The following is a 21,216-nucleotide window of genomic DNA, read 5'->3' as shown; positions in this document are numbered from 1 at the left end:
GCGCGGCTCAGCCGATCCACGCCCGTCCGCGCGCGACGTCCTCCGCGGCGCGCTCGAGCCACGTCGCGGCGTCGGCGCGGGCGGCGTCGACGGATCCGGCCAGGTCGGCGAGCGAGCGCACGGCGGCGAACCCGTCGGTGGGCGCCGCGACGGAGCCGGCCACGAGGATCGCCGCGATCTCGTGCTCCCGCGCGAGGTCGAGCACGCGCGAGGCGACCTTGCCCGTCCGCGACTGCGCGTCGAAGCGGCCCTCGCCGGTGATCACGACGTCGGCGCCCGCGACGAGCTCCGCCAGCCCGATCGCGTGGGCCACGCCCGCGGATCCGGATCCCGCGACCGCGCCCCACGCGAGGAGGCCCGCCGCGGTGCCCCCGGCCGCGCCCGCGCCCGGGGTGGCCGGATCCACGCCGAGGAGGCCGGCGAGGTGCGCGAGGCCGGCGTCGAGCGCGTGCACGTCCGCCGGCGTCGCGCCCTTCTGCGGGCCGTAGACGGCGGCGGCGCCCGCGGGTCCGGTGAGGGGCGCGTCGACGTCGCCGAGGATCAGGGCGCCGCCGGGCGGGAGCGTCCGGAGCGTCGTGAGGTCGAGCGTCGCGATGCCCGCGAGGGCGCCGCCCCCGTCGTCCGCCGCGGATCCGTCGCCGCGGAGGGCCCGCGCACCGAGCTCCTGGAGCGCGCCCACGCCCCCGTCGGTCGACGAGCTGCCGCCGAGCGCGAGCAGCAGGCGCGGGACGCCGGCGTCGAGGGCCGCGCGGATCGCCTGGCCGAACCCGCGGGTGTGGGCGCCGAGCGGGCGGAGCGGATCCAGCAGCGTGATCCCGCTCGTCGACGCGATCTCGACGACGCCCGTGCCGTCGGGCAGCAGGAGCCAGTGCGCGTCGACCGGCCGGTCGTCGGGCCCGGTGACGCCGACGGGGACGCGGCGTGCGCCCGGGACCGCCGCCGCGAGCACGTCGAGCGTGCCCTGCCCGCCGTCGGCCATGGGCGCGATCACCACGTCGTCGCCGGGCCGCGCGCGCAGCCAGCCGCGGCGGAGGGCCCGTGCGGCGTCGACGGCGGTGGCGGATCCGGTCAGCGAGTCGGGGGACACGACGACGCGCAGCGGGCGGGGAGCGGCGGTGCTCATGGCGCCAGTCTGCCGGACGGGGCGTGAGCGGTCCGGTCGGCCGCGTCCGCCGGGCCGGGTCCGGTCACGTCGGCCCGGGCCGTGCGACGTCCCGCCCCGCAGCAGCGGACCGGATCAGTCCGGCGCGACGCCCGCCCGGTGCGCGAGCAGCGCCGCGCCGACCAGCCCGGCGTCGTTGCCCCGGCTCGCCGCGATGATCTCCGTGTCGAGGTGCAGGAAGCCCTCGAAGCGCGCGAACTCGTGCGCCGCCGCGCCGCCCACCACGATGAGGTCGGGCGACATGATCGACTCGAGGTGCCGGTAGTACCGCTCCAGCCGCGCGGCCCACTCCTCGAAGGTCAGCCCCTCGCGCCGCACCGCGGAGAACGCGGCCTGCATCTCGTAGTCGCCGCCGTCGATGTGGACGTGGCCCAGCTCGCTGTTCGGGATCAGCGTGCCGTCGTGCAGCAGCGCCGTGCCTATGCCGGTGCCGAGGGTGGTGAGGATCACGAGGCCGCCGCGGCCCTGCAGCACGCCGTACTCGAGCTCCGCCACCCCGGCGGCGTCGGCGTCGTTCACGGTGAGCACGTCGATCCCGCTGCGCTCGCGGATCGCGGTGCGCGCGTCCATGCCGAGCCAGCGGTCGGAGATGTGGGCGGAGGAGCGGACGATGCCGTGCCGCACGATGCCCGGGACGCCGACGCCCACCGGCAGGTCCTCCTCGGGCGTGAGCTCCAGCACGATCTCCGCGATCACGTCCGCGATGTCCTCGGGCTCGCCGCCGACGGGCTTCGCGACGGTCATGCGCTCGGTGAGTCGGATCCCCGTGGCGACGTCGACGATGCCGGCCTTGAGCGTCGTGCCGCCGATGTCGATGCCGAGAGCGAGCCGGTCGCGGCGGGCGAGGGCGGCCTTGGCGCCCTCGGGGGCGGCGACGACGGCGCGGTCGACGGGGATGAAGCCGCCGGCCGCCGGGCCGCCAGAACGCGTCGGGCCGCCGTCGTGCGTCCGCCCGTCGACGGAGGCGGGCCGCGGCGCGGTCTCGGGCTGGGGCACGGCGGGGCCTCTCGGTTGCGGGTCGCGGTCTGCGGATCCGGTTGCGGTCAGGGGCGCGGGGCGGGTGCGGCGCGCGGTCGGGCGGTGGGGCTGCGGCGCGAGGCGGCCGTGGACGGGCGGACCCGGGTCGCGCATCATCGCTGACGACGTCCCGGCTGCCGCGTCCTAGAACGCCCGGTTCGCGTAGACGATCCCGCAGGCCACGCCCACGGCGCAGACCAACGCGAGCCCGACGACCGCACCGGCCGCCGCGGCGGCCAGACGGGGGAGGGGACTCGTCACCCACCGAGCCTAGGCCAGCTCGACGGGGCCGTCGTCGCGGGGCTCCGGCCGAGCATCCGCCCAGGAACCCACCGAGTAGGCTGGCCCGGATGGAGAGAGAGGCTGCCGTGTCCGAGGACGAGCTGACGTTCCGGGCGGCGTACTGGCCCGTGCTCCTCCTGCGCGCACTGCCCGCCCTGGCGCTCGCCGTGTTCATCACCTTCTCCAGCGACCACTCGCCGGCCCTCGGCCTCGTGGCGTTCGGCGTCTTCGCGATCCTCTCCGGCGCCATCACGGCCGGCCTCGGCGCGCGCGCCCTCCGCGGGCCCGCCGCCCGGCTGCGGACGGGCTCCGTCGTGCAGGGCGCGCTCACCGTCGTCGCCGGCGTCGCGGCGCTGCTCGCCCGCGACGGGGGCGTCCTCGTCCTGCTGTACGTCGTCAGCGTCTGGGCCGCGATCACCGGCTTCCTGGAGCTCGTCGCCGGCCTGCGCTCGCGCGGTCGCGCGCCCGGCGCCTCCGACGCGATCACCACCGGCGCGCTCACCGTCGTGCTCGCCGTCGCCTTCCTCCTGGTGCCGCCGGACCTCGTCGTCCAGTACGGCGGGGTCGAGCAGCGCGAGGGACAGCTCACCGCGCCCGTCGTGGCCGTCGGCCTCCTGGGCGCCTACGCGGCGATCGTCGGGGTCTTCCTGGTCATCGCCGCACTGAGCATGAAATGGGGCACCTCAACGCCCACCGCGACCTCCGCGGCGGACGCCCCCCGGACCACCGAGAGCGCGAGCTGACCGTGACTTCCAACATCCGCAAGGACCGCATGCGCCCCGCCGAGCTGCTCGGCATCGCGGGCGCCCTCGCCGCGTTCGTGGGCGTCATCGTCGCGCTCAGCACTCGACCCGCCGACGGCCAGGGCTGGACGGTCGTGATCGTCTTCACGGGCGTCGCGTTCATCGGCGCGCTCGTGATGCTCGCCATGCTCGCGCTGTCGTTCAAGCCGAACCGCGACGAGCTGCAGGACATGGACGAGCAGGACCACCCGGACCGGCCCACGCGGCACTGACCCGGCCGCGCTCGTCGCGAGCGGCGCCGCTTCCCGTGACCGGCCGCGGCCGGCCCGGAGCATGCGCCCCGAGGCCGACCTCGTCCCGCCTCAGAGGATGTGGTCGACCAGCTGCGACGCCAGCCCCGCGTACCCGGTGGGCGTGAGCTCGAGCAGCCGCGCCTTCGCCTGATCCCCGATGTCGAGCCCGGTCACGAACGCGCGCATCTCGTCGCGTCCCACGCGCTTGCCACGCGTGAGCTCCTTGAGCACGGCGTACGGGTCGCTGATGGAGCTGCGCCCCGCCACGATCTCCGCGCGGATGACCGTCTGGATGGCCTCGCCGAGGATCTCCCAGTTCGCGTCGAGGTCGGAGGCGAGCAGCGCCCGGTCGACGTCGATCTCGAGCAGGCCGCGTCCGATGTTGTCGAGCGCCAGCAGCGAGTGGCCGAGCGCCACGCCGACGTTGCGCTGCGTCGTGGAGTCGGTGAGGTCGCGCTGCAGGCGCGACGTGACGAGCGTGGACGCGAGCGAGTCGAGCAGCGCGTCCGACAGCTCGAGGTTGGCCTCGGCGTTCTCGAACCGGATGGGGTTGATCTTGTGCGGCATGGTGGACGACCCGGTGGCGCCGGCCTGCGGGATCTGCCGGAAGTAGCCCATGGAGATGTAGGTCCACACGTCGGTGCAGAGGTTGTGCAGCACCCGGTTGACGTGCGCGATGCGCGTGTAGAGCTCGGCCTGCCAGTCGTGCGACTCGATCTGGGTCGTGAGCGGGTTCCACACGAGGCCCAGCCCCGTGACGAACGCGCGCGACTCGGCGGGCCAGTCGACGTCCGCGTCGGCGGCGAGGTGCGCGGCGAACGTGCCGGTGGCGCCGCTGAACTTGCCGAGCACCTCGACGTCCTCCACGTCGGCCCGCAGGCGCTCGAGCCGATGCACGAACACCGCGAGCTCCTTGCCGAGGGTGGTGGGGGTCGCCGGCTGCCCGTGCGTGCGGGACAGCATGGCGTCGTCGCGGAAGAGGAGGGCGCGCTCGCGCAGCGCGCCGATGACGGAGACGAGCTTCGGCAGCCAGACCTCGCGCACCGCCCGGTCGATGACGAGCGCGTAGGAGAGGTTGTTGATGTCCTCGCTCGTGCAGGCGAAGTGCGTGAGCTCGGCGGCGTGCCCGAGGCCGAGCTCCTCCAGGCGGTCGCGCACGAAGTACTCGACGGCCTTCACGTCGTGGCGGGTGACGGCCTCGACGCGGGCGAGCGCGTCGATCTGCTCCTGCCCGAAGCCCGCGACGACCTCGCGCAGCGCCGCCTTCTGCGCGTCCGTGAAGGGCGAGGAGGAGAGGAGCGACCGGTCGGTGAGGTGGATGAGCCACTCGATCTCGACGTGGACGCGCGCCCGGTTGAGCCCCGCCTCCGAGAGGTGCTCGCCGAGCTCGGTGACGACGGGGGCGTAGCGGCCGTCGAGGGGGCTCAGCACCTGCGGGGGCAACGGGCTCATGCGGGGGGATCTCCTAGCTGGGGGGACGGATGCCGGGCTCGACCTGCGCGAGGAGGGCCCGGGCGGCTCGGTCTATCATCCCAAGAACCCGATCGAACATCGCCGCGTCCGTGTAGTACGGGTCGGGCACGTCCCGCAGGTGCGCCTGTGGAGGGTCGAACGACAGCAGCAGGTGGATCTTCGCCCGGTCCGCCTCCGTCCGGGCCCACTGGCGCAGCGTCCGCTCCTGGCCGCGGTCGAACACGACCACCAGGTCGAGGTCGGGCAGGGTGTCCGGGTCGAACTGCTTGGCGCGGTGCGCGGATCCCGACAGGCCGCGCCGCTCGAGCGCGGCCAGTGTGCGCGCGTCGGCCTGCTCGCCCACGTGCCAGTCGCCCGTGCCCGCGCTCGTCACGGAGACGCGATCCGCGTGGCCGGCCCGCTGCACCAGGTCGCGGAAGACGACCTCCGCCATCGGGGAGCGGCAGATGTTGCCGGTGCAGACGAAGGCGATCCGGAAGACGGGTGGCGCCGTCGTGACCGGAGAGTCGGGGGCTCCCATGCGCTCATTCTGTCGGCTGCGATCCCTCCCCACATCCCCGGTCCCGTCCCCGTCCCCCGGATGCGGCGCCCGGCGGGGCTCCTCTCGCGCGTCGCGGCACGATGCGGGTCGACCGGGAGAGGACGGGGACGCGATGCAGGAGCAGGCGGGCGCAGGCGGTGCGGGTGGCGGCGATCCGCGCGGAGGGGCGGGGCCGGGCGGCGGCACGCCCGGGCAGCTGCGGGCCGAGGCGCGGACGCGGGCGCACGCGCTCGCCGTCCTCGCCGACGCCGTGGCGGAGACGCACCGGGACATCGGGGCGTACCGCGACGACCCCTCGTGGTCCGGTCGCGCGCACGACGCCTTCACGCGCGCGCTCGACGACCTCGCGGGTCGGGTGGCGCTCGCCGGGACCCTGCTCCACGACGCGCAGCGCACGGCGGGATCCGCACCCGGCTGCCCGGGTTCGCACTCGTGACCGACGGCGCATCCCCCAGCCTCGCCGTCACCGTGGGGGGCGGCACGGCTGTCGAGACGGACGACCTCACGCGCATCGCCGCGCGGCTCGACGAGGCGGGCGGACGGCTGGACGAGCACGCCCGCGCGCTCGCCCTGCCGCCCCTCGTGGCGACCGTCACGGGCGAGCACGACGCGGGCCTCGACGCGCCCCGCGGCATCCTGGCGTCCGCCGCCCACGACGCCCGCGCGCTCGCCGTCGACCTGCGCCGCGCCGCCGCCGAGTACGCGGACGGGGAGCGCGACGTCGACCGCTGCGTGCGATCCGCGTCGGGCGGGGCTGCCACGGACGGCGGATGGGGAGAGGGCGGCGTGCCCGGCGCGATCCTCCGGCCGGTGACGGACGTGCTCCGGCTGCTGGGTCTGGCCAGCATCCTCGCCGTCCATCCGGAGGGGCCCGGCCGGATCATGCTGCCCGCCGTGACCCGGGACGCCGTCTCGGACGTCGCGGCCTCGGCCACGCGCTTCCTGTCGAGCCTCCCGGCCGGCGACGACGGCGTGCGGGAGACGACCGCGGGCATCCTCGCCGCGCTGGGCGCCGTCGGCCTCCTGCGCGACGCGCCGGCCGCCGTCCGCGTCGGCACCGACGCGCTGCGGTCGGCGCCGACCAGCCTGGGCGAGCTGGCCGACCGCATCCCCGACCCGGTGCCGGGCCAGGCCCAGATGCGCGTGGAGGAGTACCGAGGCGCGGACGGGAGCCGACGCTTCGTGGCCTACCTCGGCGGCATGGTGACCCTGGATCCCCGCACCGGGCGCGAGGACTTCGGACCCGCCTCGGCGGCCGCCGCGCTCGCGACGGAGGGCGGGTCCGCCGTCCACGCCGCCGAGACGGCACTGCGCGAGGCCGGAGCGACCGCCGACGACGAGGTGTACGTCGTCGGCTACTCGATGGGCGGGATCCTCGCGCGATCGGTGGGCGACGCACCGGGCTTCCACGTCACCCACGAGCTCACGTTCGGCTCCCCGGTCGGGCAGCTGCCGCTGCGCCGGGGGATCGACGGCGTGGCGGTCGAGCACACCGACGACCCCGTGCCCGCCCTCGGGGGCGTGCGTCCGTCCGATGGCGACGCGGGCGACGACGTCGTGGTGCGCACGCCCGCGTTCGGGCCGACGGCGCCTGCGGCTCCCCTCGATGCGCACGAGCTCGGCACGTACCGGGCGACGGCGGACGAGATGGACGCCTCGCGCTCACCGCTCCTGGCCCGGGCGCGCGACGAGCTCCACGGCTTCCTCGACGGCGCGACGCCGATCGCATCCCACCTCTACCGGGCGGAGCGGGGGCACCTCGCCCCGTCGCGCGCGTCGGGCGGTGGGATGTGACGCGCGGGTCAGCCCCTCGCGGTCACCGGTCGGAGCACGAGCCCCACGAGCCAGCTGAACAGCGCCATGAGCAGGGCCCCCAGGACGCCCCACCAGAAGCCCTCGACCGTGAGGCCGAAGCCGAGCGCGTCGGAGATCGCGCCCACCAGGAGGAACAGCAGGCCGTTGACGATGAGCGCGATGAGACCCAGCGTGAGGATGTAGAGGGGGAACGCCACGATCCGGATGGCCGTGCCGATCACGCCGTTCACGACGCCGAAGATCGCGCCGAGCAGCAGGTAGGTGAGCACGGTGGCCGTGGTGTCGCCCGGTTCGTAGGCGGTCACGATGGTGCCGGAGACGATGAGCGTGGTGAGCCAGAGCGCGACGGCGTTGACGACCACGCGGACGAGGAATCGGGGCATGCTGCGATCCTCGCAGACGCCACCCCGGCTGGCCATGGGCGCGGCGGCGACCCGACCGTAGAATCGCCCGGTGACCCCCGAACCCGCGCAGACGGCGCCGCCCACCGCCCCCGCGATCCCCGCGCCCGCGACCGCGCCCGCCCCCGCCTCGGCCGACGCGAGCCTCGACGCCGCTGCCCCCGTGCGTCTCCGTCCCGCCATCGCAGCCATGATCGCCTACCGCCAGGGCAAGCCCGCCGGCGAGGACGACTTCAAGCTCTCGAGCAACGAGAACCCCTTCGACCCGCTGCCCTCGGTGCTCGCGCGCATCGACCAGGTGCGCGACGTGAACCGCTATCCCGACGCCGGCGCGACCCTGCTGCGCACGGCGCTCGCCGAGCGCTTCGGCGTCACGGTCGACCACGTGCACGCGGGGGCCGGATCCGTGGCGATCCTCTCGCAGCTCATCACGGCAGCCGCGGGTCCGGGCGACGAGGTCCTCCACGCCTGGCGCTCCTTCGAGGCCTACCCCACGCTCATCACGGTCGCCGGGGCCACGGGCGTCCCCGTCCCGAACCTGCCGGACCACTCGCACGACGTCGACGGCATGATCCGGGCCCTCACGGACCGCACGCGCGTCGTCATCGTCTGCACGCCGAACAACCCCACGGGCACGCTGGTGAGCCAGGCCGACCTCGAGCGCCTGCTCGCGGCCGTCCCTCGCGACGTGCTCGTGCTCCTCGACGAGGCCTACGGCGAGTTCGTCGACCCGGAGCATGCCCTCGACGGCATGCGCCTGCTGGCCGACCACCCGAACCTCGTCGTCCTCCGCACCTTCTCGAAGGCCTACGGCCTCGCGGGGCTGCGCATCGGCTACGCCGTGGGCCACCCGCGCATCCTCGACGCCGCCCGCTCCGCCGCCATCCCGCTCTCGGTCACGGGCCACGCCCAGCACGCGGCGCTCGCGTCGCTCGAGCACGAGGACGAGCTCCTGGACCGGGTGGCCGTGCTCGCGCGGGACCGCGACGAGGCCTGGCGCGCGCTCACCGAGCAGGGCTGGGCGGTCCCACGACCGCACGGCAACTTCGTCTGGTTGGCGACGGGCGCCGAGACGGCGGAGGTGGAGGCGCAGCTCGCGGCCGTCGGGCTCGTGGTGCGGGCGTTCGGGTCCGAGGGGATCCGCGTCACGATCGGCGAGCCCGCCTCTGTCCGGAAGCTACTGAACGCGTCGGCGGGAATTGTCCGGGGCCTGCCGGAGGGCCACCCGGCGCGCCGGTAGGTTGGGATGATGCCGGAAAGCGATGTGACGGTCCAGCTCCTGACCCCCGCGGGCGAGCTCGCACCGAGCGACTCCGCCGAGGAGTTCCTCCCGTACTTCGAGCGACTCACGGAGGACGACCACAGCGGCTTCCTCCGCGACATGCGCCTCACGCGGGCGTTCGACCTCGAGGCCACCAACCTCCAGCGCCAGGGACACCTCGGCCTCTGGGCGCCGAGCACCGGGCAGGAGGCGGCGCAGGTCGGATCCGGTCGGGCCACCCGCCCGCAGGACCACGTGTTCCCCGCCTACCGCGAGCACGGCGTCGCGCTCATCCGCGGCGTCGACCCGGTCGACATCGTGCGCCTCATGCGCGGCGTCACGCACGGCGGCTGGGATCCGGCCGCGGCCAACTTCCACCTCTACACGCTGGTCATCGGCTCGCAGGCGCTGCACGCCACGGGCTACGCCATGGGCGTCGCGTTCGACGGCGACGTCGCGACCGGCGATCCCGATCGCGACACCGCGGTCATCGCCTACTACGGCGACGGCGCCACCAGCCAGGGCGACGTGAGCGAGGCGTTCGTCTTCGCCGCGAGCTTCCAGACCCCGCAGGTCTTCTTCCTCCAGAACAACCACTGGGCGATCTCGGTCCCCGTCTCGACGCAGTCGCGCACGCCCCTCTACCTCCGCTCGCGCGGCTTCGGCGTGCCCAGCACGCAGGTGGACGGCAACGACGTGTTCGCGAGCTACGCCGTGACGGCCAAGCACCTCGACGACGCGCGGAACGGCGGCGGCCCCTCCTTCATCGAGGCGCTCACCTACCGCGTCGGCGCGCACACCTCGAGCGACGACCCCACGAAGTACCGCACCGACGACGAGCTGCAGGGCTGGGTCGCGAAGGACCCGATCGCCCGGCTCGAGGCGTACCTCCGGAAGCAGGGCGCGCCGCAGTCGCTCTTCGACGGCATCGACGAGGAGGCCAAGGACCTCGCCGCCGACGTCCGCCGCCGCACCATCGAGCTGACGAGCCCCGCGCTGCCCGGCATCTTCGACCACGTCTACTCGGATCCGCATCCCGTCACGACGGAGCAGCGCGAGTGGCTCGAGCGCTACGAGGCCTCCCTGGGAGGGAACCGATGACCGACACCATCGACCGCGCGGCCACCCCCGCCGGATCCGACGACGCCGCGACGACGAGGACGGGCGCCCCCGCCGGCATCGAGAGCATGCCCATGGCGAAGGCCCTCAACGCCGGTCTCCGGAAGGCCCTGGAGGACGACGACAAGGTGCTCCTCATGGGCGAGGACATCGGCCCGCTCGGCGGCGTCTTCCGCATCACGGAGCACCTGCAGCGCGACTTCGGCGACCGCCGCGTCATCGACACCCCGCTCGCCGAGTCCGGCATCGTCGGCACGGCCATCGGCCTCGCGATGCGCGGCTACCGCCCCGTGTGCGAGATCCAGTTCGACGGCTTCATCTACCCGGCCTTCGACCAGATCACGAGCCAGCTCGCCAAGATCACCAACCGGCACGAGGGCGCCGTGCGCATGCCCGTCGTGATCCGCGTGCCCTACGGCGGCCACATCGGCGCCATCGAGCACCACCAGGAGAGCCCCGAGGCGTACTTCGCGCACACCCCTGGCCTCCGCGTCGTCAGCCCGAGCACGCCGCACGACGCCTACTGGATGATCCAGGAGGCCATCCGGAGCGACGACCCGGTCATGTTCTTCGAGCCCAAGGCGCGCTACCGGCCGAAGGGCGAGGTCGACCTCTCGGCGCCCGGCATCGGCCTGCACGAGAGCCGCGTCGTCCGCTCCGGCACCGACGTGACGCTCGTCGGTCACGGCGCCATGGTCGCGATGCTGCTGCAGGCGGCCGAGCTCGCCGCCGAGGAGGGCACGAGCGTCGAGGTCGTCGACCTGCGCTCGCTGTCGCCCGTCGACTACGGCCCCATCCTCGAGTCGGTGCAGCGCACCGGCCGGCTCGTCGTCGCGCAGGAGGCGCCCGGCCACGTGTCGGTCGGCTCGGAGATCGCGGCCACCGTCACGGAGCGCGCGTTCTACTCGCTCGAGGCGCCGGTGATCCGCGTCTCCGGCTTCGACGCCCCGTTCCCGCCCGCGAAGCTCGAGACGCTGTACCTCCCGGATGCCGACCGCATCCTCGAGGCCGTCGACCGCTCGCTCGCCTACTAGACGCCCCGCCGCCTGAGCGGCACGGAGAAGAGGACCGCACGATGGCTGATTCCGAGTTCACCCTGCCCGACGTGGGCGAGGGCCTCATCGACGCCGAGATCGTCTCGTGGCGCGTGCAGCCGGGCGACCAGGTGGCGCTCAACCAGGTGATCGTCGAGATCGAGACCGCGAAGTCGCTCGTGGAGCTGCCGAGCCCGTTCGAGGGCACCGTCTCGGGGCTGCTCGTGCAGGAGGGTCAGACGGTCGAGGTGGGCACGCCCATCATCGCGATCGCGCAGGGCTCGCCGAGCCTGTCCGCGCCCGCCGAGACGCCCGCCCAGATGGCGCTGCCCGGCGAGACGGTGATCGAGGACGACACGGCCATCGAGAACCGCGAGCCCGTCGCGCCGCCCGCGCCCGCCGCCGAGGAGACGTCCGGCGCCGTCCTCGTGGGCTACGGCACGGTCGGCAAGGTCGCCAGCCGCCGTCGCCGCGCGGAGCCGGGCGACGCCGCTCACGCCGCCCGTCCGGGCGCGCAGGCCGGAGCCCCGGCGGCCCGCGCCCCCCGCCCCGCCTCCGTCCCGGCCGCATCCGCCGCGCCGATCATCGCGAAGCCCCCCATCCGCAAGCTCGCGAAGGACCTCGAGGTCGACCTGGCGGAGGTCGAGGCCACCGGGCTCGTCGGCGAGATCACGCGCGAGGACGTCATCCGCACCGCGCAGCAGGCGAGCGTGTTCAAGAACATCGAGACGCCCGAGTGGCCGGACTCGCGCGAGGAGCGGATCCCCGTCAAGGGCGTCCGCAAGGTCATCGCGGCGGCCATGGTGCAGAGCGCGTTCCAGGCGCCGCACGTGAGCCTGTTCGTCGACGTCGACGCGACCCGCACGATGGAGTTCGTCAAGCGCCTCAAGGCGTCCACCGACTTCGCGGGCGTGAAGGTCTCGCCGTTGCTCATCATGGCGAAGGCGATGATCTGGGCCGTCCGCCGGAACCCCACGGTCAACTCCTCGTGGACCGACCAGGAGATCATCGTCCGCCACTACGTGAACCTCGGCGTCGCCGCCGCGACCCCCCGCGGCCTCGTGGTGCCGAACGTCAAGGAGGCGCAGGCGATGTCGCTGCTGGAGCTCGCCCGCGCGCTCGAGCAGCTGACGCTCACGGCCCGCGACGGCAAGACGAGCCCGGCCGACATGAGCCAGGGCACCATCACCATCACCAACATCGGCGTCTTCGGCATGGACACCGGCACGCCGATCCTCAACCCGGGCGAGGTCGCGATCGTCGCGCTCGGCACGATCAAGCAGAAGCCGTGGGTCGTCGACGGCGAGGTGCGCCCGCGCTACGTCACGACCATCGGCGCGAGCTTCGACCACCGCGTGGTGGACGGCGATGTCGCGAGCCGCTTCCTGGCGGACGTCGCGAGCATCATCGAGGAGCCGGCGCTGCTCCTCGAGTGAGGCGCGTGCCGCGACTCCACAGCGGGGGCGTCGTGGTCCTGATACCGGTTATCAATACCGTATCGTCGGATCCATGAACCGTCGCCCCCTCACCGCCCTGCTCGCCGTCTCGCTCCTCGCCGTCCCGCTCGCGGGCTGCGCCTCCGGATCCGGCTCCTCCTCCGACGACGCGTCGGCATCCTCGACCGCGGGCGGCACGCTCGAGGTCGTCGCCTCGACCGACGTCTACGGCGACATCGCCAAGCAGATCGGCGGCGACGACGTGAAGGTGACGTCGATCATCGACAGCCCCGACAAGGACCCGCACGAGTACCAGGCCACCTCGCGCGATCAGCTGGCGCTCTCCACGGCCGACGTCGTGATCCAGAACGGCGGCGGCTACGACGACTTCGTCGACACGATGATCGACGCCCTCCCGGGCGGGCAGACCCCGGTCCTCCTCAACGCGGCCGACATCTCCGGCTACGATCAGGAGCCCGCCGAGGGCGAGTTCAACGAGCACGTCTGGTACGACGTGCCCACGATGAAGAAGCTCGCCGAGCAGATCGAGCAGGCGTTCTCCACGGCCGACGCCGACGGCTCCGCGACGTTCGAGGCCAACGAGCAGGCCTTCACCGCGAAGCTCGACGGCATCGCGTCGGCCGAGGCGGACGCGAAGGCGTCGGCCACCGGCAAGGGCGTCGCCATCACCGAGCCCGTGCCGCTCTACCTCACGACCGCCATGGGCCTCGAGAACCGCACGCCGGACGAGTTCAGCGAGGCGATCGAGGAGGGCACCGACGTGCCCGCCGACGTGCTGAAGGAGACCCTCGCGCTCTTCTCGGAGAAGCAGGTCGCCGCGCTCGTCTACAACGCGCAGACCACGGGCGCCACGACCGACCAGGTGGTCGCCGCCGCGAACGCCGCCGGCGTCCCGGTCGTGCCCGTCACGGAGACCCTGCCCGCCGACCTGCCCGCGGGCAGCGGGTACGTTGAGTGGATGACCGCCAACGTCGACGCCGTGGCCTCCGCGATCCGGGGATCGTGACCGGCGCACCCGTCCTGAGCCTGCGGGACGCGACGCTCGCGTTCGGCGCTCGCACCCTGTGGAGCGGACTCGACCTCGACGTGGCGCCCGGCGAGTTCGTCGCGGTGCTCGGCCCGAACGGATCCGGCAAGACCAGCTTCCTGAAGTCCGTCCTCGGCGCCCAGCGCCTCACGTCGGGGGAGATGCGCTTCCTCGACGAGCCGGTGCGCCGCGGTGCGCGGCGCATCGGCTACATCCCGCAGCAGAAGCTCATCACCGCGGCCACGCCCGTGCGGGCGCGCGACCTCGTCGGCTTCGGCGTCACCGGCCACCGCTGGGGGCTGCCGGTCGGCCGGCGGGCCGAGCGGGCCCGGGTCGACGAGCTGCTCGCCGCGGTCGGCGCCACCGCCTACGCGGACGCCCCGGTCGCCACGCTCTCCGGCGGCGAGCAGCAGCGGCTGCGCGTGGCCCAGGCCCTGGCGTCGGATCCGCGGCTCCTCCTCTGCGACGAGCCGCTCCTCAGCCTCGACCTCGGCCACCAGCGCGTGGTCAGCGAGCTCATCGACCGGCACCGCCGGGAGACCGACGCCGCGGTCGTGTTCGTCACCCACGACGTCAACCCCGTGCTCGACATGGTCGACCGCGTGCTCTACCTCGTGGGCGGGCGCTTCCGCATCGGGACGCCCGACGAGGTCCTCGACTCCGAGGTGCTGAGCTCGCTCTACGGCACGCCCGTCGACGTGGTGCGGGTGCGCGGCCGCGTCGTCGTGGTCGGCGCCACCGACGACCCGCACGGCCACCACTCGCATGACGACGAGGAGCACGACGAGCACGGCGACCACGGGCCGCACGGCGTGCACGGCGCCAGTGCCTCCTCGTCCTCCTCCTCCTCCGACGGGAGGGCCGCGTGATCCACCTGCTCGCCGACGCGGGCGACGTCTGGTCGCGCCTGTTCGACTTCTCCGACTACGGCGCGCTCGTCGCGCTGCTGCGGAACAGCATCATCGCGGGCGCCGTGCTCGGCGTCGTCGGCGGCCTCATCGGGGTCTTCGTCATGACGCGCGACCTCGCGTTCGCCGTCCACGGCGTGAGCGAGCTGTCGTTCGCGGGAGCGGCGGCGGCGCTGCTGCTCGGGGTCAACGTGGTCGGCGGTTCACTGGTCGGCTCGCTCATCGCCGCGATCGCCATCGGCGTGCTCGGCACCCGGGCGAAGGACCGCAACTCGATCATCGCGGTGATCATGCCGTTCGGCCTGGGGCTCGGCATCCTCTTCCTCGCGCTCTACGACGGCCGCGCGAGCAACAAGTTCGGCCTGCTCACCGGGCAGATCGTGTCGGTCGACAACCCGCAGCTCGGCTACCTCGTCGCCATCAGCGCCGTGGTCATCGTCGGCCTCGCGGTCGTCTGGCGGCCGCTGATGTTCGCGAGCGTCGACCCTGACGTGGCCGCCGCCCGCGGCGTCCCGGTGCGGACGCTGTCCATCGTGTTCATGATCCTGCTCGGGCTCGGCACCGCGGTCTCCATCCAGATCGTCGGCGCGCTGCTCGTGCTCTCGCTGCTGGTCACGCCCGCGGCCGCCGCGATGCGCGTCTCGTCGACGCCGCGCGTGGTCGTGTCGCTCAGCGTGCTGTTCGCGCTCACGAGCATCGTGGGCGGCATCATGCTCGCGCTCGGCAGCAGCATCCCCATCAGCCCGTACGTCACGACCATCTCGTTCACGATCTACCTGGTCTGCCGCGGCGTCGACGCCCTCCGGGCGCGCAGCGGCACGTCGGGCGGGACGCGTACCCTGGCGGGGCGGGGAGGATCGCCCGCCGGGAGGGCACGGGCATGAAGCGGAACACGTGGCAGCGGGAGGCCGTGCGCCAGGCGCTCGACGCCTCCACCGAGTTCGTGAGCGCCCAGCGGCTGCACGCGCGGCTGCACGACGCGGGATCCCCCATCGGCCTGGCCACGGTCTACCGCGCGCTCGGCGACCTCGCCGCCGAGGGCGACGCCGACTCGCTGCAGTCGCCCGACGGCGAGGCGCTGTACCGCACGTGCGCCACGGGCGGCCACCACCACCACCTCATCTGCCGCGTCTGCGGGAAGACCGTCGAGATCGCGGCCGACGAGGTCGAGTCCTGGGCGCACGACGTCGCGGCGCGCAACGGCTTCACCGCGCCGAGCCACGTGGTCGACGTGTTCGGCCTCTGCGCCGAGTGCACGCGCCGGGCGGCCGAGGCGGCGGCCGAGGTCGCGGTCAGCCCGTCGGGCACCCCCGCATCCGCATGATTCCGGGCCCTCGGCTTGCGGCCGGGCGTGTCGTCGCGTAGCCTCGATCCTTGGCCGAGCGGCTCATCCGCTCGCATGTACGCCGATCCCCCTCCTCACCGAGATCCGGGGTCCCGGCGTGCCGACAAGAAATCTTGGGTAGGGCGGTCTCGCCCTACGGTACCTACGGAGGAAACCATGGCAGCAACCTGCCAGGTGACCGGCGCCGTCCCCGGCTTCGGACACAACATCTCGCACTCGCACCGGCGCACCAAGCGCCGCTTCGACCCCAACGTGCAGAAGAAGACGTACTACGTCCCCTCGCTGCGTCGCAACGTCAAGCTCACGCTCTCCGCGAAGGGCATCAAGGTCATCGACGCCCGCGGCATCGAGTCCGTCGTCAAGGACCTCCTCGGTCGTGGGGTGAAGATCTAATGGCCAAGCAGCAGGACGTCCGTCCGATCATCAAGCTCCGCTCGACGGCAGGCACCGGGTACACGTACGTGACCCGCAAGAACCGCCGCAACAACCCCGACCGCCTCGTGCTGAAGAAGTACGACCCGGTCGTCCGCAAGCACGTCGACTTCCGCGAGGAGCGCTAACCATGGCCAAGAAGAGCAAGATCGCCCGCAACGAGCAGCGCAAGGTCATCGTCGAGCGGTACGCCGCGAAGCGCCTCGAGCTGAAGAAGGCCCTCGTGGACCCGAACGGCACCGACGAGAGCCGCGAGGCGGCCCGCGCCGGCATCCAGCGCCTCCCGCGCGACGCCTCGCCCGTCCGCGTGCGCCAGCGCGACGGCATCGACGGTCGCCCCCGCGGCAACCTGTCGAAGTTCGGCATCTCCCGCGTGCGCTTCCGGGACATGGCCCACCGCGGCGAGCTTCCGGGCATCACGAAGTCCAGCTGGTAGGTTCCAAGCGGCCGTACGGCCGAACGGACCGCTGATGGCCTCGATCGGCTCGAGCGGTCCGCTGACGTAGACAGACACCATCCACCACACGGCCGCTCGCGAAGAACGGCACCAGGTCCGAGGAGGACACACATGGCTGACAAGTCACTCAACCGCACCGAGCTCGTTGCCGCCGTCGCCGCGGAGTCGGGCCAGAGCCAGGCCGCCGTCAACGGCGTCCTGGACGCGCTCTTCTCCACCGTCGCGACCAACGTCGCCGACGGCGTGAAGGTCACGATCCCGGGCTGGGTCGCGTTCGAGCAGACGGCTCGCGCCGCGCGCACGGGCCGCAACCCGCAGACGGGCGAGCCCCTCGAGATCAAGGCGTCCAAGGGCGTCAAGGTCTCCGCCGGCAGCAAGCTCAAGGCTGCCGTCAAGTAGTCCTCCTCACCACACGCCCAGCGGGGGCGCCGACTCCGGTCGGCGTCCCCGCTGTCGCGTCCCCGGGGCACGCCGATCGCCGCTTTCGTGCCGATGCCGGCGGCCAGCCGGCCGTCAGGACACGCGAGCTAGGCTGATCCCCTCATGCCCAGACTCCTCCGCGTCGCGGGGCCCTCCGCCCTCCTCCTCGTCGCGTTCCTCTCGCTGCTGGCCGCGCTCGCCATCGGCGGAGGCGCCGCCCCGCAGCTGCTCGAGGACGCGGGCCCCGTGGTCCGCTACGGCCTGCCCGCCGCGAAGATGATGGTCAACATCTCGGCGGCGACGGCGATCGGCGCGCTGCTGCTCGCCGCGTTCGCCCTCTCGCGCCAGCGCGCCGAGTACGGCCGCGCGCTCGACATCGCCGCCGCGGGTGCGGCCCTCTGGACGGTCGCCTCCGCGATCACCGCCTTCTTCACCTTCCTCAGCGTCTCCGGCACCCCCTTCTCCTTCAGCTCGGAGTTCGGGACGAGCCTCGGTCTGGTTCTGACGCAGATCTCCGTGGGCCAGGCATGGCTCGCGACCACGCTCATCGCCGCGACCGTCACGGTGCTGTGCTTCGCGGTGCGGAACCACACCGCCATCGCCTTCGTGCTCGTGATCGCCGTGGGCGGCCTCGTGCCCATGGCGCAGCAGGGTCACGCGGGCGGCACCGAGGGTCACGACGCGGCGGTCAACGCGCTCGGCCTCCACCTCGTCTTCGCCGCAGTGTGGCTGGGCGGCCTGCTCACGATGGTGCTGCTGCGCTCGAAGCTCGACGGCGACCGGCTCGTGCCGGTGCTGCGCCGGTACTCGGCGGTCGCGCTCGTGTGCTTCGTCGTGGTGGCGGCGTCCGGGTACGTGAGCGCGGAGATCCGGGTCGGGTCGCTCGACCGGCTGCTGACCGCCTACGGGCTGCTGGTTCTCATCAAGGTCGCCGCGCTGCTGGCGCTCGGCCTGTTCGGCGCCGCGTACCGGCGCGTGCTCATCGGGCGGCTCGAGGAGCGCGGATCGTCGGCCCGCGGCCCGTTCTGGTGGCTCGTCACGGCGGAGCTCGCCTTCATGGGCGTCGCGTCGGGCGTGGCCGCGGCGCTCGCCCGCACGGCGCCGCCCGTGAGCCAGGTCGTCGCGACGCAGCTGCCGGATCCGACGCCCGCGCAGATCCTCACCGGCGAGCCCCTGCCGCCCGAGCTGACGCCCATGCGCTACCTCACCGAGTGGAACTTCGACCTGCTCTGGATCCTGCTCTGCGCCTTCGGGGTCTTCTTCTACCTCGCCGGCGTGCACCGCCTCCGCAAGCGCGGCGACGCCTGGCCGCTGCACCGCTCGATCCTCTGGGTCGCGGGCATGGTCGGCCTCTTCTACATCACCAACGGCGGCGTGAACGTCTACCAGAAGTACCTCTTCAGCTCGCACATGCTGGCGCACATGGTGCTCGCCATGGTGATCCCGCTGCTGCTCGTACCGGGCGCACCGGTGACGCTGGCGATGCGCGCGATCCGCAAGCGGCAGGACGGCAGCCGCGGCGGACGCGAGTGGATCCTCATGGCCGTGCACTCGAGGTTCGCCGGCTTCGTCGGCCACCCGATCGTGGCTGCCGTGCTCTTCGCCGGATCGCTCCTCGTCTTCTACTACTCGCCGCTGTTCAGCTGGGCCACGACCGACCACATCGGGCACCAGTGGATGATCGTGCACTTCCTCATCGTCGGGTACCTCTTCACGCAGAACCTCATCGGCGTGGATCCCATGCCGGTGCGCCTCGCCTACCCCATGCGCCTGCTGCTGCTGCTCGCGACGATGGCGTTCCACGCGTTCTTCGGCCTCTCGCTCATGACCGGCACCGGGCTGCTGCTCGCGGACTGGTTCGGCGCGATGGGGCGGCCGTGGGGCGATTCGGCGCTGGCCGACCAGCAGGCCGGCGGCGGCATCGCGTGGAGCATCGGCGAGATCCCCACGGTGATCCTCGCGATCGTCACGGCCGTCATGTGGAGCAAGAGCGACAAGCGAGACTCCGTGCGGTACGACCGCAAGGCCGACCGCGACGGCGATGCCGAGCTCGAGGCGTACAACCGGAACCTCGAGGCGCTGCAGGCGGCCGAGCGGCGCTGACACCCCCGTGCGACCGGTGGCGCGGGTCAGTCGCGCGCGCTCCCGCGGCGACGGCGGGCGGCCATGAGCACGGCGATACCCGCCGTCAGCTCCCACGCGGTGACCGTGTAGACCGAGCCGCGCTCCCAGATCCCGTCGATGTCGGACCCGCCGAGGGTCTGGAGCAGGACGAGCGCGATGAGGCCGACGACGCCCAGGGCCACGCTGGTGACGCGGAAGGCGCGTGCGGCTCCGATGCGGCCGGATCCGAAGCCCGCCACGATCGAGGCGGCATTGCCCGCGATGATGGCCATCCCCGCGCCGACCACGTGCATCCAGCCGATGCCGCTCGCGGCGCTCGACGCGCTGCCGTGGATGAGGCCGACCACGGTGATCCCGACGGCGTGCATCGCGGCGAGGGCGAGGAAGGCGCGGCGGGGGCCGGCGCGGAGGGCGCGGGTCGCGATCACGGCGGCGAGCAGGTAGAGCACGCCCTGCAGGATGAAGCCCGCGTTCATCACCGCGTGCAGCGGCGAGTCGATGGCGCGGCCCTGGAAGACGGCGACGTCGGGGACGCCGAGGTCGCTGATGTAGTTGGCGGAGTAGCTGTAACCGGGGAAGGCGGAAGCGGCGATCGCCTCGGTGCCGACGTAGACGACGGCGGCGGCGATCCAGGCGACGCCGGCGGCCGGGGGGACAGCGGGGGTGCGGGTGCTCATGGGTCTCCTCCCGGCGCGCGCAGGTGGTGGCGCGCGATCCCTCGATGATGGCGGACGACCGTGGCGTCCACCGCATCCGTGAAATCCATTGACACGGCAAAGCAGTTTGCGTTACAAAGTAGCGAGGGCGGGAGCCCGGCGGGCGAGGGTCGTCCGCGGAGAGGCGGAGATGGACACGACGATGCACCAGGACGCGGTCGACGACGACGGGCCCGCGCCCGACCCGCGCGAGATGCACGCGCTCATGGAGGACCAGCGGCGGGTCGCGGTCGACGCGCAGACCTCGTTCGTCTGGGTGATGGAGGTCTGCTGGGGCGTCGCGTGGATCCTCGGCTACACGGCCCTCTGGCTCATCGACGGATCGGACGCGGTGAGCCTGCCGCTGCCGGTCGCCGTCGGGATCTTCGCGGGGCTCATCCTCGCATCCAGCGTCGTGAGCATCGTGCTCGGGATCCGCGGCTCCTCCGGCCTCGCCACCACCGGGGAGACGCGCTGGCAGGGACGCGTGTACGGGATCAGCTGGTCGGTGGCCATGACCTCGGTCTACGTGCTCGGCGTCGGGCTGGCGTTCAACGGCGCGAGCAGCGCGATGATGGCGATCTTCTACCCGTCGGGCTTCTCGTTCGTCGCCGGGCTCATGCTGCTGTCGACCGCGGCGCTGTTCCACTCGCGCTCGTCGCTGCTGCTCGGGTCGATCCTCGTGGTGGCCGCGCTCGCGGCGCCCTTCTTCGGCTACCCCGGCAACTACCTCGCGATGGCGGTGCTCGGCGGCGGGTCGTACCTCGTGACGGGGATCGCGCTGGCCGTGATGAGCGCCCGCGCCCGGGGCTCGCTGCGAGCCCGCCTTGGCTGACCTCGACCCCGTGATCCACGCGCAGGCGCGGCTGCGGATCGTGGCCGCGCTCGCGACGCTGGACGCGGGGGAGTCGCTGTCCTTCCCGCGGCTGCAGGAGATCCTCGACATGACGGCCGGCAACCTGTCGACGCACCTCCGGAAGCTCGAGGACCCCGGCTACGTGGAGGTGCGGAAGACGCACGAGGGCCGCCAGCCGGTGACGTACCTGGCGCTCACGACGGTCGGGCGCCGCGCCTTCGAGGACTACCGGCGGGCGCTCACGGCGATGCTCGACACGTAGGCACGGGGCTCCGCGGTGCCGGGGCTCCGCGGCCCGTGATGCCGCGGCCGGGGACGACGAGGGCGCGCCGCGCTGCGTGCGCGACGGGCCCT

Annotated in this window: 24 protein-coding genes and 2 pseudogenes; 19 read left to right on the top strand and 7 right to left on the bottom strand. The window is 73.3% G+C overall.

The features are described from left to right. Positions 1-7: 7 nt before the first annotated feature. Together BFL37_RS13725 and ppgK are read right to left on the bottom strand one after the other, a co-directional pair. A complete protein-coding gene (locus BFL37_RS13725) occupies positions 8-1,123 on the bottom strand; it encodes a glycerate kinase (protein WP_086515638.1) in 1,116 nt (371 codons plus the stop codon). Between the two features lie 114 nt (positions 1,124-1,237). Beyond that, complete coding sequence (gene ppgK / locus BFL37_RS13720; RefSeq protein WP_086515744.1) at positions 1,238-2,158, bottom strand: polyphosphate--glucose phosphotransferase; 921 nt, start codon at positions 2,156-2,158, stop codon at positions 1,238-1,240. Positions 2,159-2,529: 371 nt separating this feature from the next. Between ppgK and BFL37_RS13715 the strand changes: the two genes are divergently transcribed. Further along, a complete protein-coding gene (locus BFL37_RS13715) occupies positions 2,530-3,204 on the top strand; it encodes a DUF308 domain-containing protein (protein WP_241534087.1) in 675 nt (224 codons plus the stop codon). 2 nt (positions 3,205-3,206) lie between these two features. After that, a complete protein-coding gene (locus tag BFL37_RS13710; RefSeq protein ID WP_086515743.1) occupies positions 3,207-3,476 on the top strand; it encodes a hypothetical protein in 270 nt (89 codons plus the stop codon). Positions 3,477-3,566: 90 nt separating this feature from the next. Here BFL37_RS13710 and purB read toward each other — a convergent pair whose 3' ends face one another. Both purB and BFL37_RS13700 read right to left on the bottom strand, forming a co-directional pair. Then, entirely contained in the window at positions 3,567-4,949 is a 1,383-nt protein-coding gene (gene purB / locus BFL37_RS13705) for an adenylosuccinate lyase (RefSeq protein ID WP_086515636.1), read from the bottom strand. A 13-nt stretch (positions 4,950-4,962) separates the two neighbouring features. Continuing rightward, positions 4,963-5,490 (bottom strand): low molecular weight protein-tyrosine-phosphatase, encoded by a 528-nt coding sequence (locus BFL37_RS13700; RefSeq protein WP_086515635.1) that lies wholly within the window; start codon positions 5,488-5,490, stop codon positions 4,963-4,965. 133 nt (positions 5,491-5,623) lie between these two features. Here BFL37_RS13700 and BFL37_RS13695 point away from each other — a divergent pair, with 133 nt between their 5' ends. After that, positions 5,624-5,947, top strand: coding sequence for a hypothetical protein (locus BFL37_RS13695; protein WP_086515634.1), 324 nt, complete (start codon positions 5,624-5,626; stop codon positions 5,945-5,947). Beyond that, the gene (locus tag BFL37_RS13690) at positions 5,944-7,305 is read left to right on the top strand and encodes a hypothetical protein (RefSeq protein WP_086515633.1); all 1,362 of its coding nucleotides are present in this window, start codon (positions 5,944-5,946) and stop codon (positions 7,303-7,305) included. Before BFL37_RS13695 ends, BFL37_RS13690 begins: the two co-directional genes overlap by 4 nt. An 8-nt stretch (positions 7,306-7,313) precedes the next feature. Here the strand turns inward: BFL37_RS13690 and BFL37_RS13685 are convergent, their stop codons facing one another. Further along, a complete protein-coding gene (locus BFL37_RS13685) occupies positions 7,314-7,709 on the bottom strand; it encodes a phage holin family protein (RefSeq protein WP_086515632.1) in 396 nt (131 codons plus the stop codon). 181 nt (positions 7,710-7,890) lie between these two features. Between BFL37_RS13685 and BFL37_RS13680 the strand changes: the two genes are divergently transcribed. The 11 genes and pseudogenes from BFL37_RS13680 to rpsN all read left to right on the top strand — a co-directional run. Next, positions 7,891-8,967: a pyridoxal phosphate-dependent aminotransferase gene (locus BFL37_RS13680; protein ID WP_172403828.1), complete on the top strand. Its 1,077-nt coding sequence runs from the start codon at positions 7,891-7,893 to the stop codon at positions 8,965-8,967. A 9-nt stretch (positions 8,968-8,976) separates the two neighbouring features. After that, positions 8,977-10,089: a thiamine pyrophosphate-dependent dehydrogenase E1 component subunit alpha gene (locus BFL37_RS13675; protein ID WP_086515741.1), complete on the top strand. Its 1,113-nt coding sequence runs from the start codon at positions 8,977-8,979 to the stop codon at positions 10,087-10,089. Between the two features lie 86 nt (positions 10,090-10,175). Next, positions 10,176-11,141, top strand: coding sequence for an alpha-ketoacid dehydrogenase subunit beta (locus BFL37_RS13670; protein WP_086515740.1), 966 nt, complete (start codon positions 10,176-10,178; stop codon positions 11,139-11,141). A gap of 41 nt (positions 11,142-11,182) precedes the next feature. Beyond that, positions 11,183-12,577 (top strand): dihydrolipoamide acetyltransferase family protein, encoded by a 1,395-nt coding sequence (locus tag BFL37_RS13665; RefSeq protein WP_086515631.1) that lies wholly within the window; start codon positions 11,183-11,185, stop codon positions 12,575-12,577. A 73-nt stretch (positions 12,578-12,650) separates the two neighbouring features. After that, positions 12,651-13,604, top strand: a complete 954-nt coding sequence (locus tag BFL37_RS13660; RefSeq protein ID WP_086515630.1) for a metal ABC transporter substrate-binding protein — start codon at positions 12,651-12,653, stop codon at positions 13,602-13,604. Further along, the gene (locus BFL37_RS13655; protein WP_086515629.1) at positions 13,601-14,494 is read left to right on the top strand and encodes a metal ABC transporter ATP-binding protein; all 894 of its coding nucleotides are present in this window, start codon (positions 13,601-13,603) and stop codon (positions 14,492-14,494) included. The genes BFL37_RS13660 and BFL37_RS13655 overlap by 4 nt, the downstream gene beginning before the upstream one ends. Continuing rightward, positions 14,491-15,417 carry a metal ABC transporter permease gene (locus BFL37_RS13650; protein ID WP_086515628.1) on the top strand — a complete coding sequence of 309 codons (927 nt, stop codon included), beginning with the start codon at positions 14,491-14,493 and terminating at the stop codon, positions 15,415-15,417. Before BFL37_RS13655 ends, BFL37_RS13650 begins: the two co-directional genes overlap by 4 nt. Further along, positions 15,414-15,857: a Fur family transcriptional regulator gene (locus tag BFL37_RS13645; protein ID WP_086515627.1), complete on the top strand. Its 444-nt coding sequence runs from the start codon at positions 15,414-15,416 to the stop codon at positions 15,855-15,857. Before BFL37_RS13650 ends, BFL37_RS13645 begins: the two co-directional genes overlap by 4 nt. 177 nt (positions 15,858-16,034) lie before the next feature. Then, positions 16,035-16,271 (top strand): 50S ribosomal protein L28, encoded by a 237-nt coding sequence (rpmB, locus tag BFL37_RS13640; RefSeq protein WP_015491494.1) that lies wholly within the window; start codon positions 16,035-16,037, stop codon positions 16,269-16,271. Further along, complete coding sequence (gene rpmG / locus BFL37_RS13635) at positions 16,271-16,438, top strand: 50S ribosomal protein L33 (RefSeq protein ID WP_011187086.1); 168 nt, start codon at positions 16,271-16,273, stop codon at positions 16,436-16,438. Before rpmB ends, rpmG begins: the two co-directional genes overlap by 1 nt. A 2-nt stretch (positions 16,439-16,440) precedes the next feature. Then, positions 16,441-16,731: pseudogene (rpsN, locus tag BFL37_RS13630) on the top strand (30S ribosomal protein S14); the annotation flags it as partial. Here the strand turns inward: rpsN and BFL37_RS14900 are convergent. Further along, positions 16,642-16,827 (bottom strand): annotated as a pseudogene (locus BFL37_RS14900) (hypothetical protein); the annotation flags it as partial. The pseudogenes rpsN and BFL37_RS14900 overlap by 90 nt on opposite strands. A gap of 51 nt (positions 16,828-16,878) precedes the next feature. Here BFL37_RS14900 and BFL37_RS13625 point away from each other — a divergent pair. Both BFL37_RS13625 and BFL37_RS13620 read left to right on the top strand, forming a co-directional pair. Then, positions 16,879-17,166 (top strand): HU family DNA-binding protein, encoded by a 288-nt coding sequence (locus tag BFL37_RS13625; RefSeq protein ID WP_012039622.1) that lies wholly within the window; start codon positions 16,879-16,881, stop codon positions 17,164-17,166. A gap of 144 nt (positions 17,167-17,310) precedes the next feature. After that, positions 17,311-19,290 carry a cytochrome c oxidase assembly protein gene (locus BFL37_RS13620; protein WP_086515626.1) on the top strand — a complete coding sequence of 660 codons (1,980 nt, stop codon included), beginning with the start codon at positions 17,311-17,313 and terminating at the stop codon, positions 19,288-19,290. A gap of 26 nt (positions 19,291-19,316) precedes the next feature. Here BFL37_RS13620 and BFL37_RS13615 read toward each other — a convergent pair whose 3' ends face one another. After that, on the bottom strand, positions 19,317-19,988 hold the full coding sequence (locus BFL37_RS13615) for a DUF998 domain-containing protein (protein ID WP_086515625.1): 672 nt from the start codon (positions 19,986-19,988) through the stop codon (positions 19,317-19,319). Between the two features lie 169 nt (positions 19,989-20,157). On the opposite strand from BFL37_RS13615, the gene BFL37_RS13610 reads away from it, so the two are divergent. After that, positions 20,158-20,841, top strand: a complete 684-nt coding sequence (locus tag BFL37_RS13610) for a hypothetical protein (RefSeq protein WP_086515624.1) — start codon at positions 20,158-20,160, stop codon at positions 20,839-20,841. Then, a complete protein-coding gene (locus tag BFL37_RS13605; RefSeq protein WP_086515623.1) occupies positions 20,834-21,124 on the top strand; it encodes a transcriptional regulator in 291 nt (96 codons plus the stop codon). The genes BFL37_RS13610 and BFL37_RS13605 overlap by 8 nt, the downstream gene beginning before the upstream one ends. Positions 21,125-21,216: the final 92 nt, after the last annotated feature.

It is taken from the genome of Clavibacter michiganensis, assembly GCF_002151125.1.
GTDB classification, from domain to species: domain Bacteria; phylum Actinomycetota; class Actinomycetes; order Actinomycetales; family Microbacteriaceae; genus Clavibacter; species Clavibacter michiganensis_C.
This window is presented reverse-complemented; position numbering and strand designations above follow the sequence as displayed.